The organism is Sulfitobacter alexandrii (genome assembly GCF_001886735.1).
In the GTDB taxonomy this organism is placed as follows: domain Bacteria; phylum Pseudomonadota; class Alphaproteobacteria; order Rhodobacterales; family Rhodobacteraceae; genus Sulfitobacter; species Sulfitobacter alexandrii.
In genome coordinates, this window is sequence record NZ_CP018076.1 from 3,338,447 (window position 1) to 3,356,442 (window position 17,996).

Consider the following 17,996-nt stretch of genomic DNA (forward strand, 5'->3'; position numbering starts at 1 on the left):
TTTCCCGATGATTTCCAAATCCTTTCGAATTGTAACAGCGCCGAATTGCGCTTGGCGCAGGGGCGATGCCGGTGCTACCTCCACTCGGGGAGGGGCCATGCAGATCACCAACGACCAGACCAAGGCGATGACGACCGCGGGGCTGAACCTGATCGCCCAGGCGCTCACGATCTACGATTCGAACCTGCGCCTGGCCGTCTGCAACGCCCGTTTCCAGCAGATGTTCGACCTGCCGGACCGGCTGGTCACACCCGGCGCGACCTTCCGCGAAACGATCCATCACCTGGCGACCGAAGGCGAATACGGCGAGGTCGCCGACATAGACGCCTTCGTGCAGGAACGTGTCGAGCAGGCGCGTGCGTTCGAGCCGCACTACATGGAACGCACCCGTTCCAACGGGCACACCATCTCTGTCGAGGGGTCGCCCCTGCCGCAGGGCGGCTGGGTCACGGTCTATACCGACATCACCGCCGCAAAGAAACAGGAAACGCTGCTGCGGGCCCGTGCCGGTGCGCTGTCCAACCAGCTGCTCGCCCACGCCGAGCAACTGTCGCAGACCAACCGCGAACGTGCCGCGATGATCGCAGCGCTGGAGGAGACAAAGCGTCAGCTGACCGAAAGCGAGGCGCGCACCCGGCTCACGACAGAGATGATGCCCGCCCACATCGCCCACGTCGATGCCGGCGCACGCTATACCTATTCCAACCGCCGCCTCAGCAGCGTGATGCCGGGGCGGCCCCGCAACATCGTCGGCCTGCACATCTCCGAGGCGCTCGGCCCGCGCGCCTTTTCCCGGATCAAGCCGGCGCTGAACCGCGCGCTCGGCGGGGAACACGCCACCGTCGAATTCACCGACCCCGAAAGCGCGCGGCGCATCCGCGGCTCGTTCACCCCGGACGGGCAAAACGGCGCCTACGTGATGTCGATGGACATCACGGAAGAGACGCAGACCCGCGAGGCGCTGCAACAGACGCGCAAGCGGGAGCTGGCCGCACAGATGATCTCCGGCCTCGCGCACGACTTCTCGAACCTGCTGACCATCATCATGGGGCTGCAGGCGCGGCTCGCCCGGCTTCCCGGCATTCCGGCCGACGGCAGCACACTGATCGACGGCACGCTCGCCGCGGCGCGCCGGGGCGGGGCGCTGTTGTCCACCATCGCGGACATGACCGGGCCGGGCACCCTGCGGCCGACCCCTGTCGACCTCGACAGCCTGATCGGCGACCTACATACGCTGGCAGCCCCCACGCTGCCCGCACGTGTGAGGCTCTTCATCACCAACGAGGCGCCGGGCATCACGGCGCTGCTGGACCGCGGCCGCCTGAACGACAGCCTGCTGAACCTGATCCTGAATGCGCGCGATGCCATCGGGACCAGCGGCACGATCACGCTGACACAGCGGCTCGTGCACGACACCTGGATCGAATGGGTCGTGACCGACAGCGGGCCGGGTTTCTCGCCCTCCGCCCTCGAAAGGGGGCTGGACCCCTTCTTCACCACCAAGGGCAGCGAAGGCTCGGGCCTCGGACTGCCGATGGTCTACGACATGACGAAGTCGGCGGGGGGCGACCTGCGCCTTTCCAATGCCCCCGACGGCGGCGCGCAGGTGACACTTCGGCTGCCCTACCGCCTGGCGATCCCCGCAACCGGCGGCCTGGTGCTTCTGGTCGAGGACCACGACGATATTCGCGCCTCTGTCCGCGACATGCTGACCGGTCTGGGGCATTCGGTGATCGAAGCCACCAGCGCCGACGAGGCGACAGCCCTCCTGGCGGACCTGCCCGACATCGCCTTTGTCCTCTCGGACATCCAGCTCATGGGCGAAGCGACGGGGCTCGATCTCGCCCGGCGGATCGACGGCACGACACCGATCTGCCTGATGACCTCTCTTCCCGGAGATCACGAGATGTTCACCGAGGCACAGCGCCTTGCCCCCGTGCTGCGCAAACCCTTTGCCGAACAGGATCTGGCCGCGCTGATCCAGCCGGCCCTCCAACAGGGCAGATGAAGATGACCGCCAACGACCGCCCCCTCGTCACCATCCTCGACGACGAGCCTGAAATCCGCACCATGCTGGCCGAAGCGCTCGAGGAATCGGGTTTCGACACCCTCAGTTTCGGCCGTGCCCGCGCGTTCGAAGCCGCCCTCGCCCGGCACCGGCCCGATGTCTGCCTGGTGGACCTCAGCCTGCCCGACACCGACGGCCTGACGCTCGTGCACCGGCTGGCGCTGGAACAGGGCGCGATCGTCATCATCATCTCGGGCCGGGCCGAGGTGCAGGACAGGGTCACGGGCCTCGAGCTGGGAGCGGACGACTACATCATCAAGCCTTTCGAACCGGCCGAGGTGGTCGCGCGGATCCGCGCCCGCCTGCGCGGCGCCCGCCCCACGCCGCAATCCGGCAGCACCGCCCGCTTCAACGGGTGGACCGCCCACTTCGACCGCTACGTGCTGGAAAACGCCGAAGGCGAGGAAACGCCCTTTTCCCACGCCGAAGGCGAAGTCCTGCGCCTGTTTCTCGACAGCCCCAAACGGCTGATCAGCCGGGCGCAGATGCAGGAAAGCCTCGGCGGGGCAGCCTCCGAAAGTTTCGACCGCGCCATGGACGTGCGCATCTCGCGCCTGCGTACCAAGCTCAGCGAAGACCCGAAGAACCCGCAGCTCATCAAGACGATCTACGGCGCGGGCTACATCTTCCTTGGCGATGTGACATGGAACTGACACCCCGCAGGCTTCGGGCCCAAGACCCGGATCTGCCCGCGATCCTCGCCCTGATCCGACGCGCCTTCGCGCCGATGGAAGGGCGCATTGACCCGCCGTCATCCATGCTGCGCATGACGCTGGAGACCCTGCGCGCGGAAGCCGAAACGGCCGAGGTGTGGTCGCTGGGCGCGCCGCCGCTGGCCTGCGTGATCCTGACACCGAAACCGGCCGCCCTTTACCTCGGCAAGCTTGCCGTGGACCCGGACGCCCGGCGCCTCGGACTGGCCCGGCATCTGATCGACCACGCCGAACGGCGCGCAAGGGCGCTGCGCCTGCCGGCCGTCGAACTGCAGTGTCGCGTCGAACTGGTTGAAAACCACGCGCTCTTTGCCGCCTGCGGCTACGCGGAAACCGACCGCACCGCGCATCCCGGCTTCGACCGGCCGACCTCGATCACCTTTGCAAGGACCATCGGCAACTGACAGTCAGCCCAATACCGCCACGGCCCTGGCCAGCACCTCCACCCCGGCGACGAGATCCTCCTCGGCGGTGTCTTCCTCGAAAGCATGGCTGATCCCGTCGATCGATGGCACGAACAGCATCGCCACCGGCATCAGCCGCGACACGTTGGTCGCGTCGTGCAAAGCCCCCGACGGCATGGTCCGCCACTTGCCCGGGGCGACCGTCTCGGCCGCTTCCTCCAGTGCGCCGCGCAGGCGTCCGTCCATCCTGACCGGCTCCAGTCCCAAAAGCGGCCCGAAGGACATGTCCATCCCGCGGCTTTCCGCGACTTCCTGCGCCGTGTCGCGGATGATCGCTTCCATCCGCGCGAGCCGGTCCGGGTCGCCGTCGCGCCACTGCATGGAGAAGACGGCCCGCCCCGGCACGATGGAGGACGCGTTGGGATGCAGCGACAGGTGTCCGATCGTCCAGACCGTCGCGGGGGTCACCACGTTCCGGAACCGCTCGGCCAGCAGCGTGTTGAACGCCGACACCGCCTGGAAGGCATCCTTGCGCAGATGCATCGGGGTGGTTCCCGCGTGGTTCTGCTGGCCCCCGAAGGTGATCTTCATGTCGCGAATGCCCACGATGTCCGACACGACACCGATCTGTTCCCCGGCACTGTCCAGCGCCGGACCCTGCTCGATATGCATCTCGATGAAACCGGTGAACCGCGCGGGATCGACCGGACCGGTGACCATTTCAGACAATGCGGCCCGCGCGTCGGCCAGCGTGACGCCCGCGTGATCGGTCAGCCCGTCTGCCTCGGGCTGCGCCAGGTGCCCCGACCAGACGGCGGAACCGGTGGTGACGCCGAACCGCCCTTCCTCGTCCTGGAACGACACCACGGAAATCGCGGGCCCGCCCGCTTCCCGGCTGGCCCGCGCGACCTCCAGCGCCGCGATCACGCCCAGTGCACCGTCCAGCCAGCCCCCCTCGGGCTGGCTGTCGGAATGCGACCCCATCAGCAGGGATTGCCCCCCGGCCAGACCGAACAGGTTTCCCATCCCGTCGACCGCAACTTCCAGCCCGGCGTCCTCGAACCGCCCGGCGAGCCAGCGCCGTGCCGCGACGTCGCTCTCCGTATACGCAGGCCGCACCACGCCCTTGCCGACACCCGCCGCACCTATGGCCCGCAAGGCATGAAGGTCCGCCAGGAATCTGTCCCCATCGATCTGCATGACGCACCCCTTCTTTTTGCCCGAAATACTCCGGGGAGTTTGAGGGGCAGCGCCCCTCATCGGCAAGGATAAAATGGAATGCGCGCCCCAGGGGGCGCGCACCGGCAGATCACGCCTGCAAGCCGCTCACTCCGCCGCGACGGCATCCTCGACCGCTTCGACCCGCACGGCCGAGAACTTGAACTCCGGGATCTTGCCGTAGGGATCGACCGCCGGATTGGTCAGGATGTTCGCCGCCGCCTCGACGTAGGCGAACGGCAGGAATACCATGTCGGGCGACACGGCCCGATCCTCGCGTGCCATGATCTCGATGCTGCCGCGCTTGGTGCTCAGCCGCACGTGCTGGCCCGGGGTCACCCCCAACTTGCGCAGGGTGCTGGGATGCAGGGAACAGTTCGCCTCGGGCTCCAGGCCGTCCAGCACGCTGGACCGGCGCGTCATGGATCCGGTGTGCCAGTGTTCCAGCTGCCGCCCCGTCGTCAGGATCATCGGGAATTCGGCGTCCGGCACGTCATCCGGCGGAATGATCGACGCGGGCGTGAACCTTGCCCGGCCGTCAGGGCGCGGGAACCCCTCGGCAAAGACAATGGCCTGACCGGGATCGGTCTCGCTCAATGACGGGTAGGTCACGGCGTTCTCGCGCTCCAGCCGGGTCCAGGTGATGTTGTTGAGCGACCGCATGTTCAGCTTCATCTCGGCAAAGACATCCGCCGGGCTCTCGTAGGTCCAGCCGAGCCCCAGACGCTTGGCCAGTTCCACCTCGATCCACCAGTCCTCGCGCGCCTCGCCCGGAGGCGCCACCGCCGCACGGCCCATCTGGACCTGCCGGTTAGTGTTCGTCACCGTGCCCGATTTCTCGGCAAAGGCACTGGCAGGCAGGATCACGTCGGCGTAGTTCGCCGTTTCGGTGATGAATATGTCCTGCACCACGAGATGGTCCAACTTGGCCAGCGCGTCCCGCGCATGTTCGACATCCGGGTCGGACATCGCCGGGTTCTCCCCCAGTACGTACATGCCGCGGATGCTGCCCTCGTGGACCGCGTCCATGATCTCGGTCACCGTCAGGCCCTTCTCGGCGGAAAAATCCTCCGACTGCCAGACCTCGGTAAAGGCCGACCGCACGCCGTCGTCCATCACCGACTGATAGTCCGGCAGGAACATCGGGATCAGCCCCGCGTCCGACGCGCCCTGCACGTTGTTCTGCCCCCTGAGCGGGTGCAGTCCCGCGCCGGGCCGCCCGACCTGCCCGGTCATCAACGCAAGGCTGATCAGGCAACGGGAATTGTCGGTGCCATGGATGTGCTGACTGACGCCCATGCCCCAGAAGATCATCGCGGCCTTCGCGCCGGCAAAGGTCCGCGCCACATCGCGCAGGGTCTCGGCGTCGATGCCACAGATCGGTGCCATCTTCTCGGGGGGAAATCCTTGAGGTGTTCCTTCTCGGCTTCCCAGTTCTCGGTGTAGGCTTCGATGTACTGCTGGTCGTAGAGTCCTTCCTCCACGATCACGTGCATGATCGCGTTGAGCATGGACACGTCTGTGCCGGGCCGGAACTGGAGCATGTGGCTCGAGAACCGCTTGAGCGCCTGGCCGCGCGGGTCCATCACGATCAGTTTGCCGCCGCGCTTGGTGAACTGCTTGAAGTAGGTCGCGGCGACGGGGTGGTTCTCGATCGGGTTGCAGCCGATGGCGATGGCCACGTCGGCGTTCTCGATCTGATTGAACGTGGCGGTCACGGCCCCGCTTCCGACGTTTTCCATCAGGGCGGCAACCGATGACGCATGGCAAAGCCGGGTGCAGTGGTCGACGTTGTTGTGGCCGAAACCCTGCCGGATGAGCTTCTGGAACAGGTAGGCTTCCTCGTTCGTGCACTTGGCCGATCCGAAGCCAGCGACGCCCTTGCCGCCGATGTCCCTGAGCCCCTTGGCGGCGGCATCCAGCGCCTCGTCCCAGCTCGCTTCGCGAAAGAACTCGGACCAGTTCGCCGGGTCGACGTTCAGCCCCTTCGCCGGGGCGTCCTCACGCCGGATCAGCGGCTTGGTGAGACGATGAGGATGGTGGATGTAGTCGAAACCGAACCGCCCCTTCACGCACAGACGACCCTCGTTCGCCGGTCCGTTGATGCCTTCGACGTATTTGACCTTGCCGTCCTTGACCTTGAGCGAGATCTGGCAGCCCACGCCGCAGAAGGGGCAGATGCTGTCCACTTCGGAGTCGTAATCGGCTGAATCGCCGACCTGGTTTTCATCCACGACGGTCGCTTCCATCAACGCGCCGGTCGGGCACGCCTGAACGCATTCGCCGCAGGCCACGCAGGTAGAGGCCCCCATCGGATCGGCCATGTCGAACGTCGGATAGGCGTCGTGGCCCCGGCCCGACATGCCGATCACGTCGTTGACCTGCACCTCGCGGCACGCGCGCACGCACAGCCCGCACTGGATGCAGGCGTCAAGGTTGACCCGCATCGCGACATGGCTGTCGTCCAGCAGGGGAATGCGGCCTTCCTCCAGCTTCGGAAAGCGGCTGGCCTCGACGCCGTTCATCGCGGCCATGTCCCACATGTGGCTCGACTTGTCGTGACTGACCTCCCGCGCGGGATGGTCCGCCATCAGCAATTCCACGACCATCTTGCGCGCGCTCTCCGCGCGGGCGCTGTTCGTGGTGACAACCATGCCTTCCTGCGGTTCGCGGATGCAGCTTGCCGCCAGCACGCGCTCGCCCTCGATCTCGACCATGCAGGCGCGGCAGTTGCCGTCGGGACGGTAGCCGGGGGCGGGCTTGTGGCACAAATGCGGGATCTTCAGCCCGCGCCCGTTCGCGACCTCCCAGATTGTCAGGCCGGCCTCTGCCTCCACGGTTTCACCGTCGAGCGTGAATGTGATCTTCTCAGCCATGGCCGTCTCCTCGCATCTGCATCCGACGTATATCGAAAACCGCGCCCCCGCAGGAGTCCCAATCCCGACACACCCACCCGGTTTTGCGCCACGCGACGTTTCCGATAGGGGTCACGGTTTCACGCTCCCGGACGATCGCGGGTGAATACCGCACTTTCCCCCCGCTGCCGCGTCGCCTATCAAGACGGAAAAGATCAGGTGCCGCATGTCCCACATCACGCTTATCCGTCACGGTCAGGCGAATTCCCACGCCAAGGACGAACTGAGCTACGACAAGCTGAGTCCGCTGGGCCACGAACAGGCGGCATGGCTGGGCGCCTACCTGCGCCAGACCGAGGCACATCACACAAGGCTTTATACGGGTACGCTGACCCGGCACATCGAAACAGCCGAAGGCATGGACACCGGCCTCGAGCCGGTGCGCGATCCGCGGCTGAACGAGCTGGAATACTTCACGCTTGCCTCCCTGCTCGAGGCCCAGCACGGCATCGCCTTTCCCACCGAACAGGGCGCCTTTACCGCGCATCTGCCGTCGGTCTTCCAGCACTGGCAGGATGGCATGATCGAAGAAGCGCCGGAAACCTGGGACAATTTCCACAGCCGCATCGAGGACGCGCTGAGGGAAATCGCCGCCGGTCCGGGGCCCGCGCTGGTCGTCACCTCGGGCGGCCTGATCTCGATGGCGATGGCGCAGGCCATGGGGCTGGGCATCCCGGCGATGGCGCGCATCGCGCTGGCAATCATGCACACCTCCATGCACCGGCTGTTCCCGATCGGCGGGCACTGGTCGCCGGTGCTGTTCAATGCGGTGCCCCACCTCGACCGGCCCGACCGCCGCAGCGCGCAGACCCACATCTGAAAGGAAAGACGGATGCTGAAACTCTATTATACCCCCGGCACGATCTCCATCGCCGTGGCCATCACGCTCGAGGAAGCGGGCCTGGCCTACGAAACCGTCAAGGTCGACTTCGCAAGCGCCGAACAGACCAAGCCCGCCTACCTGGCCGTGAATCCTAAGGGACGCGTACCGGCCATGACGTCCGATGACGGCCGGATCATGACCGAAACCGGCGCATTGCTCGAATACGTCGCCGCCCTCGCCCCCGATGCCGGCCTCTTGCCTGCAGATGCGGTCACGGCTGTCCACATGCGCGGGGTGATGTACTACATCGCCTCCACCATGCATGTCGCCCACGCCCACAAGATGCGCGGCCATCGCTGGGCGGACGCGCAGGCCAGCTTCGACGACATGAAGGCGAAAGTTCCCCAAACGATGCGCGCCTGCGCCGAGTACGTCGAGGCCGAATGCCTGCGCGGCGACTATGTCTGCGGGGATGCGCTGACCATCGCCGACCCCTACCTGTTCATCGTCTGCAACTGGCTCAAGGGCGACGATGTCGTCCTGTCCGACTTCCCCCGCATCGAAGGATTCCTTGCACGGATGGAAGCGCGCGCCAGCGTCAGGAAGATGCGCGACACCGGGATGCTCTGACCCGCCGCGTCACGAGAAGATGCGGAAATAGAGCCAGTCCGGCAGGAACTGGCTGATGCGGAACACCAGCGAGAAGAGCCACGGAAAGCTCTTCTTGAAAGTGTCGGAGCCCATGTGCTCGATCACCTCCTGCGCGGCGTCTTCCGGTTCCATGATGAAGGGCATCCGGAAGTCGTTCTTGTCGGTCAGCTGCGTCTTGATGAAACCGGGGTTGATGACCTGCACCTGCACGCCCGTCTTTCGCAGGTCGGCGTGCATGCATTCGGCAAGCGACATGGTCCCGGCCTTGGACGCCGTGTAACCGATGGAACCGGGCAGACCGCGAAACCCCGTCAGGCTGGACGTGATGACGATATGGCCCCTGTCACGCGCCACCATCGCGGGCACCACCTGCCCCATGACCCGCATGAGCCCGGTGAAGTTCACGTCGGCCATGATCGTCGCCTGCTCGGCATTCCATTCCCGCGCGCTGAACGGCCAGTAGGCCCCGGCGAGGTAGACGATCCCGTCGATTTCGCCCACCGCCTCGGCCGCGGTCTTGACGCTGTCGTCATCCGAAACGTCGATCAGCTGGTAGCTGGCCTTGCCCGGCAGGTCCTTCACCAGCGCGGCCAGCTTGTCCTCCGACCGGGCCGACAGGATCACCTCGGCGCCGGCACGGCTCAGCTTGTGGGCCAGAGCGGCGCCCAGACCATCGCTGGCACCGACCAGCCAGTACCGTTTTGCCTGAAAGCTCTTCATGGTCACTCCTTCGGTCGTATCGTGGCGATCAGCTCCGCCACCTTGATTCCATACTTCCGGAACTGGCTGCGGTTCACGATGGTTCCTTGAGGCGTCAGGTACATCCAGTCCACGGTCTGCAGCCGGTGTCCGCCGCTCTCCGGCGGCAGGATGATCTCGTAGCGCAACTGCGCGGCGGATCCCGACAGGTGGCCGTGCCCCTCGCCGGGCACATCGTCGGCACGCACGGTGAACGCCCCGTCGGTGCCCAGCGCGATGCGCCATTCCCTGTCCTGAACCGACCCGTCGTTGTAGCGGAACCGCTCCGACATCACGCCATTGTCACCGGCCCACGAAATGTCGAAATCCGCGACGAAAGAACTGGTCACCCGGCCCATCGGTCCGAATATCACGCCCTCGCAGACCATTTGGCCGTTCAGGTGTGTCTTGAGGTCGAAGCCGGGGAAGCCCTCGCTGTAGTCGTCCGGGGTCTGGCCGGGAAATTCGGCAAAGCGGCGGCGCACCAGCACGACGAGGATCCCCAATACGATCCCGAGCGCTAGGAAAACAAACGCATCCATCAGGTTTCCTCAGTTGTCTTCACGCGACTCAGCAACCCGATCGCAAGCACCTTCAGCAGGCAGGGCACCCCTGCGTAGAAGATAATCAGCAAGCTGACAGCCTGCGGCGGGCTCTCTTCTGCGCCGCTGCGCAGTCCGGCCGCCTCAAGCAGGGGAAGTAGGGCGACCGCCGCGAATGCCAACGTGAATTTGGACACAAACGACCAAAGGCCGAACCCCTCTGCGGCCGAAGGCGAGATCCGCGCCATGCGCGTGGCGAACATGGCGGGCAAAAGGGTCAGATCCGCGCCAAGGACAGCCCCCGAGGCGACGCAGACGACGGCGAAGATCCAGACATCGCCCGGCCCCAGGAACAAGGCACCGCCGAAAGACAGGATTCCCAGAACCATCGCGGCCAGCAGAACCCGCTTCCCGCCGAACCGCTCGGCCATCATCCCCCAGAACGGCGCGGCCCCCGCGGCGGACAGAAAGAACAGCAACAGCAGCGGCCCCTCCCATCCCTGTGCCTCGAGCGCGATCTCGACATAGAAAAGGAAAAGCGTCGATGTCACGGCAACGGGCGCGGCGTTGAACAGAGCGATCAGCAGCAGTTGCCGCGCCTCCGGGTCGCGCAGCACGGTCCCGAACCCGGTGGCCGGGGGCAGCCCCGCGTCCCGCCATTCGCCTGCCATGGCCACCACACTGGCCAGCGCCAGCACCGCAAAGCCCGCCGCGAACCCGGCAAAGGGCGCGCCCATCACCGCGCCAAGGCCCACCGGCGCAACGGAGGCCACGCAGACACCCAGCAGCGCACCCGTCTCGCGCCAGCGGGCGAGCGACAGATGGCCCCGCCCCGGCAGGCTGTCCGCCTTGGAGACGCCCTGCGCATAAAAGCAGATGGTCAAGAAACTAAAGCCGGAGAATACCAGCGTCAGCATCAGGGCGAACCACGCAATCGGCAGAAAGGGCGGCGGCACCGCGAACAGCCCCAGCATGGCGGCGGCCATCACGCCGGCGCCGACCGTCACCGCCATGCCCCGATGGGCATGCAGGCGTTCGGACAACCGCCCCAGCAGGGGGTCCTGCACAACGTCGAGCAGGCGCAACCCGAAGAGCACCGCGCCCAATGCCGCAAGGGATACCCCGTACTCGTCCACGTAGAACTTCGGCGCGTGAATGTAGATCGGCAGACCGGCAGCCGACAGCAGGGCCGCGAACAGCGCATAGGCAGGCAGCCGCTGCGCCATGACCCGCATCAGCGGCTGACTTCGTTTTCGGGTGGCAGGGGGCGCGCACGGAACGCCGCGCCCTTCCACCAAAGCTTGACCGCCTGCCAGTGGATCAGCGCCAATACCCGCCGCGCCCCCAAGGGGCGCCGCAGCATCGCGCGCAGGATACCCGCGTTCGTCAGCGGCTTGCGCTTGCCGGTCAGCGTGGCGATCAGCCCGCCATTCCCGGCGGTGTAGTCGATCCAGATACCGATCCGGTCCGCCCGGATATCGAACCGAAAGGTATAGGATCCTTCGATCGGCTGGAACGGCGACACATGGAAGATCTTAGTCGCCGTCAGGTGATCTTCGGCTGTGATCGGCCGCAGGTCATCGTGATGGCAAAGATAGCAGTGGCGGTCGCCATAGGTGTTGGTCACCTCGGAAATCACGCAGGTCAGCGCGCCCTTTCCGTCGCGGCAAAGCCAGAAGCTCACGGGGTTGAAGACGAAGCCCAACACCCTTGGCTGCGCCAGAAGCTCGACGGTCGCGACGCCCGCGATCCCATGCGCCGCAAGCACCTCGCGCACCCATGCGGCCCCCCGCCCGTGGTGGGGGGCGCCGCCGTGATCCCGGTCCAGCAGGGACGTCAGCCCCGACCGGTTCCGCCGGAAAAGCAGCGGCGTCTTCGGCGCCTCCTCCGCATCGCACAAGACGTAGTCGATGGAATAGCGAAAGGCATTGTCGACCTCGCCCTTGCGCCCGTGAAAGGTATGGCCGGCGATATGATCGACCGTCCCGGTCATTCAGCGGCGATGGGCAGCGCCGCGGTACGCTCGATCATCCGGGCGACCTCCAGCGCGCTAGCAAGGCCGTCCTCGTGGAAACCGTTGCGCATCCAGGCCCCGCAGAACCACGTGTTGCGGTTGCCGTTCAGTGCCGCGATCCGCTTCTGCGCGTGCAGCGCCGGCAGGTCGTAGACCGGATGCCGCAGGGTCACCTGATCGTAGATCAGTTCTTCGCGGATCGTGCGCTTGGTGTTCAGCGTCACGAAATGCGGGTCGTCCATCGGAATCGGCTGAAGCGAATTCATCCAGTAGGTCAGGTCGATCCTGTCCGACTTCGAATCACGGTCCTCGGTATAGACCCACGAGGCCCAGGTGGATCGCCGTTTCGGCATCATCCGGTCGTCGGCATGCAGGGTGATGTCATTGGGCTGATATCGGATCGCCCCGAGGTTGGCGCGTTCCGCGGCGTCGGCGTCTGACAGCAGGGCCAGCGTGTCATCCGAATGGGTGGCAAAGACCACCTCGTCGAACCGTTCCCAGTCGCCGCCGGGTGATTTCACGTCGACACCGGGCAGCAGCCGGCGAACGGCCTGAACCGGCGCATTCAACCGGATGTCGACGCCCCGCGCGCGCATCGCGGTCTCCAGCCGGTCGACATAGCTGATGGAGCCGCCCTGCACCGTGTACCACTGATGCTGGCCGGAATAGCCCAGCAGGGCATGGTTCCGGAAGAAGTCCACCATCGCGTAGGCGGGAAAATCCATGATCTTTTCCGTCGGCGTGGACCAGATCGCCCCCGAGAGCGGCGACAGGTAATAGTCCTTGAAGTACCGCCCGGTGCCCAGCACCGACAGGAATTCTCCGATGGTGCGGTTCTGGTCCTCGTCAGCGAGCCGGGTCGCATGCTTGTTGAACCTGAAGATGTCCCGCAGCATCGCGATGAACCGCGGGTTCAGCATGTTCCGACGCTGGGCAAAGACCGCGTTGAGGTTGGTCAGCGCATATTCGATCCGCCCCCCGTCGATGGAGGCGCCGAAGCTCATGTTCGACTTCACCACCGGAACGTCCAGTTCCGCGAACAGCGCCGCAAGGTTGGGATAGTTCGCATAATTGAAAACGATGAACCCGGTATCGACCGGCTGGTCCCCGTTCCTGCCCGCCATCACCGTGCGGGCGTGGCCGCCCAGCCGCGAACCGCTTTCGAACAGAACGACGTCGTGCCGTTCGGCCAGACTGTGCGCCGCGCCCATGCCCGAAATTCCCGCGCCGATCACGGCAATTCTGCGCCGGGGCCGCGTGCCTTGCCTCGGCTCGATTGCTACAGCTTCAAATGGCATGTGGTGTTTTGATCCTGTCTTTCATTTCATCTGGCCGTTCTCCCCCGTAACTACGAGGGCGGAAGACCAAGAGTTGCAAAAAATCCCGCCGGGCGCAAAGCTCATCTGCCCGTGCTGTCGACACCCCGACAGGATCGCCCTTGTTTCACGCTTCTGGAATTAGACCGGATGTCGCGGGTTCAAGTTTCTGACGCACTTGTGACAGGTCCGTGTTCAGCCTGCCGGCGCTACTTCTTCTCCAGTGGCACGGCCATGCGCGGCGCCTCGTCCTTGGCCAGTTCCTCGAAATCGAAGTTGTGCAGGCGCCCGGCACGTTTCGCCGCCTTCTCCGAACTTATCATGATCTCGTCCACGTCCTTGCGCGCCTGTCCGAAGTGACGGTCAAGGTTGCCGACCCGTGTCACCAGCCGCTCGACATCGCCATGCAGGGCGCCAAGCTCCTTGCGGATGGCACCGGCCTGTTCGCGCATCCGCGCATCCTTGAGGATCGCGCGCATGGTGTTCAGCGTGGCCATGCAGGTGGTGGGCGACACGATCCAGACCCGCGCGGCGAACCCCTCGCGGATCAGTTCGGGAAAGTTTGCATGCAGTTCGGCATAGACGGCTTCGGACGGCAGGAACATCAGCGCACCGTCCGCAGTCTCACCCTCGACGATATACTTTTCCGAAATGTCGCGGATGTGCTTCTTGACCGCGACCTTCATCGAAGAGACCGCGTTCTTGAGATCCCAGTCGGTCTTGGCGTTGCGCAGCGCCTCGTAGGCTTCAAGCGGGAACTTGCTGTCGATCACGATGGGGCCCGGCGGATTGGGCAGGTGAATCAGGCAATCCGCCCGCTTGCCGTTGGGCAGCGTATGCTGAAGGCTGTAGCTGTCCGACGGCAGTTGCTTGGACACGATATCCCGCAGCTGGATCTCGCCGAAGGCGCCGCGTGTCTGCTTGTTGCTCAGGATATCCTGCAACGACAGCACGTCGCCCGACAGCTTGGTGATGTTGTCCTGCGCCTTGTCGATGGCGGCCAGCCGCTCCTGCAGTTGCGTCAGGCTGGTGGTCGTCTGCTTGGCCGAACCATGCAGGGTCTGGTTCATCCTCTCCTGCATCTCGGTCAAGGCCCTCTGGGACCGGGCGGCGTTGTCCGCCAGCCGTTCCTGCATCTGCAACTGGACGGTGTTCAGCCGCGTCTCGACCGACTGGATCAGCTGGCTTTGCGCATTGGCCTGTGTGTCCGAGACCATCTGCAATCCGCCGCGGAGCTGCTCCTGCCCCGCGCCAAGCTGCTGCACGTGGCCGCCCAGAACCTGTATCTGCTGCGACAGCGGTGCCGCGAGACGCGCTGTCCGCCCCGCTGCGCGCACCGCCGCGATCAGCAGGATCACGATCAGCACGACCAGCGCGGCCGCCCCAAGGACAGCCAGCCCAAGTGGATCATTCCACTGGTAGATTGTGCCGCCGATCTCGATCATGTGCGCCCGAACAGCCGTTCGATATCGGCCAGCTTGAGTTCCACGTAGGTGGGCCGCCCGTGGTTGCACTGGCCGGAATGGGGCGTCTCCTCCATCTCGCGCAGCAGGGCATTCATTTCTTCCGCCCGCATCCAGCGGCCCGACCGGATCGAACCGTGGCAGGCGATGCGGCTCAGGATCGCCTCGATCCGCGCCTGCAGGAGGGTGCTGTCGCTCTGGTCGGCCAGTTCGTCCAGAATATCCAGCAGCATCGCGCGCGCATCGACGGTCCCCAGGATCGCGGGCGTCTCGCGCACCGCAACGGCATTCCCGCCGAACGCCTCGATCCCCAGACCCAGCCGCGCCAGATCGTCGGCCACCTCCAGCAGGCGCGCGCAATCGCCCGCCGACAGTTCCACGATCTCGGGGATCAGCAGCGCCTGCGCCGCCACGCCATTCTCAGCCATCTGGCGCTTGAGCCTTTCATAGACCAGCCGTTCATGCGCGGCATGCTGATCTACGATGACCATGCCCGTCGCGGTCTGCGCGATGATATAATTCTCGTGCACCTGCCCGCGCGCGGTGCCCAGCGGATAGTCCGACGCAGGCGCGGCAGGCTCGGTCACCGGCTCGGCAGGGGTTTCCACCCGGCCCCACATGCCCGCGGTTTCGGCAAATCCGGCAGGGGCCTGCGCCTGATGCGCCGCCCCCCGTGCGCCAAGGCTGGGCCGGTCCATCTGGTAGACCCGCGCACCCGTGGGTTCCGGGCGCATGGCGCCAAGGGTCGCGCCCGCGACCGTGGTCGAGGCGCGGTGTCCCGCCTCCGCCAGCGCATGGCGCAGGGCGGATACGATCAGCCCGCGCGCCAGCCCCGGATCGCGGAAACGTACCTCGGACTTCGCCGGATGCACGTTGACGTCCACAAGCATCGGGTCGCAGTCGATGAACAGCGCCGCCGCCGGGTGCCGGTCTCGGCTCAGGAAATCGTGGTAGGCGCCGCGCAGCGCGCCGATCAGCAGCTTGTCCCGCACCGGGCGGCCATTGACGAAAAGATACTGCGCCACCGCCGAGCCCCTCGAATAGGTCGGCAGCGCCGCGAAACCGGTCAGATGCAGCCCCTCGCGCTGCGCGTCGACCGGCAGCGCGTTGTCGGCAAATTCGCGGCCCAGCACCTGCGCCAGACGGCCATGCAGCGCCTCGAACAAGTCTCCCTGTTCGGCATCGGCGCGAAAGACCTCGCGGCCCGGTCCGTCGCCGGACACGTCCCGCAGCGTGAAGCGGACAAAAGGTTCGGCCATGGCGAGCCGCTTGACCACATCGCCAATCGCCTGTGCCTCCGCCCGGTCGGTCCGCAGGAATTTCAGCCGCGCGGGCGTCGCATGGAAAAGGTCGCGCAGTACAACGATCGTACCGCCGTTCAACGCTGCCGGGCGCACGTCACCGTGCCGGCCGCCGCTGACGGTGATCTCGGCGCCCTCTTGCCCGGCGGCGCGGCTGCTGATCGACAGTCGGCCCACCGCCCCCAGCGATGGCAACGCTTCGCCTCTGAACCCGAAGGTGCGGATGTTCAGAAGATCCGAGCCGTCGATCTTGGACGTCGCATGACGCGACAGCGCCAGCACCAGATCGTCCGGGGTCATGCCGCAGCCGTCGTCGGTGACACGGATCAGGGTCTTGCCGCCGTCGGCATATTCCACCGTGATCCGCCGCGCGCCCGCGTCGATCGCGTTTTCGACCAGTTCCTTGACGGCCGACGCCGGCCGCTCCACCACCTCGCCCGCGGCGATGCGGTTGATCGCGGCGTCGTCCAGCTGCCGGATGACGGGGCGAATATCGGCTATTTTGGGGTTGGCGAATGACATAGCCCAAGACCTAGCATGGCACCGCGCGATTCTGCCAGTGGGAAACCGGACGTCAGCGGGCCGTCGCGGCCTCGTACCAAGCGACGATCTCTGCCCGCTCTACGGGCTGCATATAGCTGAGATTCGCAGGCGGCATGGCGTGTGTCAGACCCGCCTGAAGGTAGATCTGCCTCGCCGCCATCGCGATCTGGTGCTCCGTCTCCAGCCGCACGCCTTTGGGCGGCCAGTGCAGCCCCTCCCACGAAGGCTCCGCCGCGTGGCACATCGAACAGCGGCCCGTCACGATGTCCTGCACCCGGTCGAACCCGTCCGCCTGCGCGAACCGTTGCGCCGCCGGGCCGGTCGCCTCTGTCGGTTCATCCCCCCGGAACATCGGCGCGGTGGACAGCCACATGATCGCGATGAAAAGCAGTGCCGTGGCCAGCCAGGTCCAGATCGGGTCGCCCGTGCGGGCGTGCTTGCTGTTGAAATAGTGCCGGATCGTGACCCCCATCAGGAACACGAGGGACGCGATCAGCCAGTTCGCCTCGGACGCGAAGGCGAGCGGATAATGGTTCGACAGCATGAGGAAGATGACCGGCAGCGTCAGGTAATTGTTGTGCGTGCTGCGCTGCTTGGCGATCTTGCCGTATTTCGGATCGGGTTTCCGCCCCGCCTTGAGGTCCGCGACCACGATCCGCTGGTTCGGCATGATGATGAAGAACACGTTGGCCGACATGATCGTCGCGGTGAACGCTCCCAGGTGCAGCAGCGCGGCCCGCCCCGAGAAAACCGAGGTGTAGAACCACGCCATCCCGACGAGGATCACGTAAAGCAGGATCATCAGCCGCGTGTTGTCCTCGCCAAAGCGGCTTTTGCAGATGAGGTCATAGGCGATCCACCCGAAGGCGAGCGACGCGAGCGAGATCGCGACCGCCTGGAACGTCGACAGGTCCATGACCGCCGGATCGATCAGGTAGAACTCGGCCCCGAGATAGTAGACCAGCACCAGCAGGGCAAAACCGCTGAGCCAGGTGGAGTAACTTTCCCACTTGAACCACACCAGGTCGTCCGGCATCCGCTCGGGCGCGACAAGGTATTTCTGCACGTGGTAGAAACCGCCGCCATGCACCTGCCATTCCTCGCCGTCGGCGCCGGAAGCAAGGTCGCGGTCGCGATGCAGCCCGAGGTCCAGCGCGATGAAGTAGAAGGACGACCCGATCCAGGCAATGCCCACGATCACGTGGGTCCAGCGGACCGCGAACTCGATCCAGGCGGACATGGCGGCAAGGTCGTACATGGGTGTCCCCTTGGAAAAAAGGTGCCGGT

General features: G+C 65.7%; 14 protein-coding genes and 1 pseudogene. 5 read left to right on the top strand and 10 right to left on the bottom strand.

The features are described 5' to 3' along the window. Nucleotides 1–97 precede the first annotated feature (97 nt). From BOO69_RS16335 to BOO69_RS16345, 3 genes are read left to right on the top strand one after another with little or no spacing between them, the layout of a single operon-like run. A complete protein-coding gene (locus BOO69_RS16335) occupies nucleotides 98–2,008 on the top strand; it encodes a PAS-domain containing protein (RefSeq protein WP_071973124.1) in 1,911 nt (636 codons plus the stop codon). A gap of 2 nt (nucleotides 2,009–2,010) precedes the next feature. Further along, nucleotides 2,011–2,721: a response regulator transcription factor gene (locus tag BOO69_RS16340; RefSeq protein ID WP_071973881.1), complete on the top strand. Its 711-nt coding sequence runs from the start codon at nucleotides 2,011–2,013 to the stop codon at nucleotides 2,719–2,721. Further along, nucleotides 2,712–3,185, top strand: a complete 474-nt coding sequence (locus BOO69_RS16345) for a GNAT family N-acetyltransferase (RefSeq protein WP_071973125.1) — start codon at nucleotides 2,712–2,714, stop codon at nucleotides 3,183–3,185. The genes BOO69_RS16340 and BOO69_RS16345 overlap by 10 nt, the downstream gene beginning before the upstream one ends. A 3-nt stretch (nucleotides 3,186–3,188) precedes the next feature. On the opposite strand, the gene BOO69_RS16350 is transcribed toward BOO69_RS16345, so the two are convergent. Continuing rightward, nucleotides 3,189–4,385 (bottom strand): Zn-dependent hydrolase, encoded by a 1,197-nt coding sequence (locus tag BOO69_RS16350; protein ID WP_071973126.1) that lies wholly within the window; start codon nucleotides 4,383–4,385, stop codon nucleotides 3,189–3,191. 126 nt (nucleotides 4,386–4,511) lie between these two features. Then, nucleotides 4,512–7,279 (bottom strand): annotated as a pseudogene (fdhF, locus tag BOO69_RS16355) (formate dehydrogenase subunit alpha). 205 nt (nucleotides 7,280–7,484) lie between these two features. On the opposite strand from fdhF, the gene BOO69_RS16360 reads away from it, so the two are divergent. Beyond that, on the top strand, nucleotides 7,485–8,138 hold the full coding sequence (locus tag BOO69_RS16360) for a histidine phosphatase family protein (protein WP_071973127.1): 654 nt from the start codon (nucleotides 7,485–7,487) through the stop codon (nucleotides 8,136–8,138). 12 nt (nucleotides 8,139–8,150) lie between these two features. Beyond that, the gene (locus BOO69_RS16365) at nucleotides 8,151–8,771 is read left to right on the top strand and encodes a glutathione S-transferase family protein (protein WP_083545553.1); all 621 of its coding nucleotides are present in this window, start codon (nucleotides 8,151–8,153) and stop codon (nucleotides 8,769–8,771) included. Nucleotides 8,772–8,780: 9 nt separating this feature from the next. Here BOO69_RS16365 and BOO69_RS16370 read toward each other — a convergent pair whose 3' ends face one another. The 8 genes from BOO69_RS16370 to BOO69_RS16405 all read right to left on the bottom strand — a co-directional run bounded on the left by BOO69_RS16370 (nucleotide 8,781) and on the right by BOO69_RS16405 (nucleotide 17,967). Beyond that, a complete protein-coding gene (locus BOO69_RS16370) occupies nucleotides 8,781–9,512 on the bottom strand; it encodes an SDR family NAD(P)-dependent oxidoreductase (RefSeq protein ID WP_071973128.1) in 732 nt (243 codons plus the stop codon). 2 nt (nucleotides 9,513–9,514) lie between these two features. Continuing rightward, nucleotides 9,515–10,072: a DUF3833 family protein gene (locus tag BOO69_RS16375; RefSeq protein WP_156874954.1), complete on the bottom strand. Its 558-nt coding sequence runs from the start codon at nucleotides 10,070–10,072 to the stop codon at nucleotides 9,515–9,517. Beyond that, nucleotides 10,072–11,298, bottom strand: coding sequence for an MFS transporter (locus BOO69_RS16380; RefSeq protein ID WP_418361296.1), 1,227 nt, complete (start codon nucleotides 11,296–11,298; stop codon nucleotides 10,072–10,074). The genes BOO69_RS16375 and BOO69_RS16380 overlap by 1 nt, the downstream gene beginning before the upstream one ends. 8 nt (nucleotides 11,299–11,306) lie before the next feature. Then, nucleotides 11,307–12,065, bottom strand: a complete 759-nt coding sequence (locus BOO69_RS16385; protein WP_071973131.1) for a DUF1365 domain-containing protein — start codon at nucleotides 12,063–12,065, stop codon at nucleotides 11,307–11,309. Further along, entirely contained in the window at nucleotides 12,062–13,384 is a 1,323-nt protein-coding gene (locus BOO69_RS16390) for an NAD(P)/FAD-dependent oxidoreductase (protein ID WP_071973132.1), read from the bottom strand. The genes BOO69_RS16385 and BOO69_RS16390 overlap by 4 nt, the downstream gene beginning before the upstream one ends. 227 nt (nucleotides 13,385–13,611) lie before the next feature. Continuing rightward, nucleotides 13,612–14,847, bottom strand: coding sequence for a DNA recombination protein RmuC (locus tag BOO69_RS16395; protein ID WP_071973133.1), 1,236 nt, complete (start codon nucleotides 14,845–14,847; stop codon nucleotides 13,612–13,614). Continuing rightward, a complete protein-coding gene (gene mutL / locus BOO69_RS16400; protein WP_071973134.1) occupies nucleotides 14,844–16,688 on the bottom strand; it encodes a DNA mismatch repair endonuclease MutL in 1,845 nt (614 codons plus the stop codon). The genes BOO69_RS16395 and mutL overlap by 4 nt, the downstream gene beginning before the upstream one ends. A gap of 52 nt (nucleotides 16,689–16,740) precedes the next feature. Further along, complete coding sequence (locus tag BOO69_RS16405) at nucleotides 16,741–17,967, bottom strand: urate hydroxylase PuuD (protein ID WP_071973135.1); 1,227 nt, start codon at nucleotides 17,965–17,967, stop codon at nucleotides 16,741–16,743. Nucleotides 17,968–17,996: the final 29 nt, after the last annotated feature.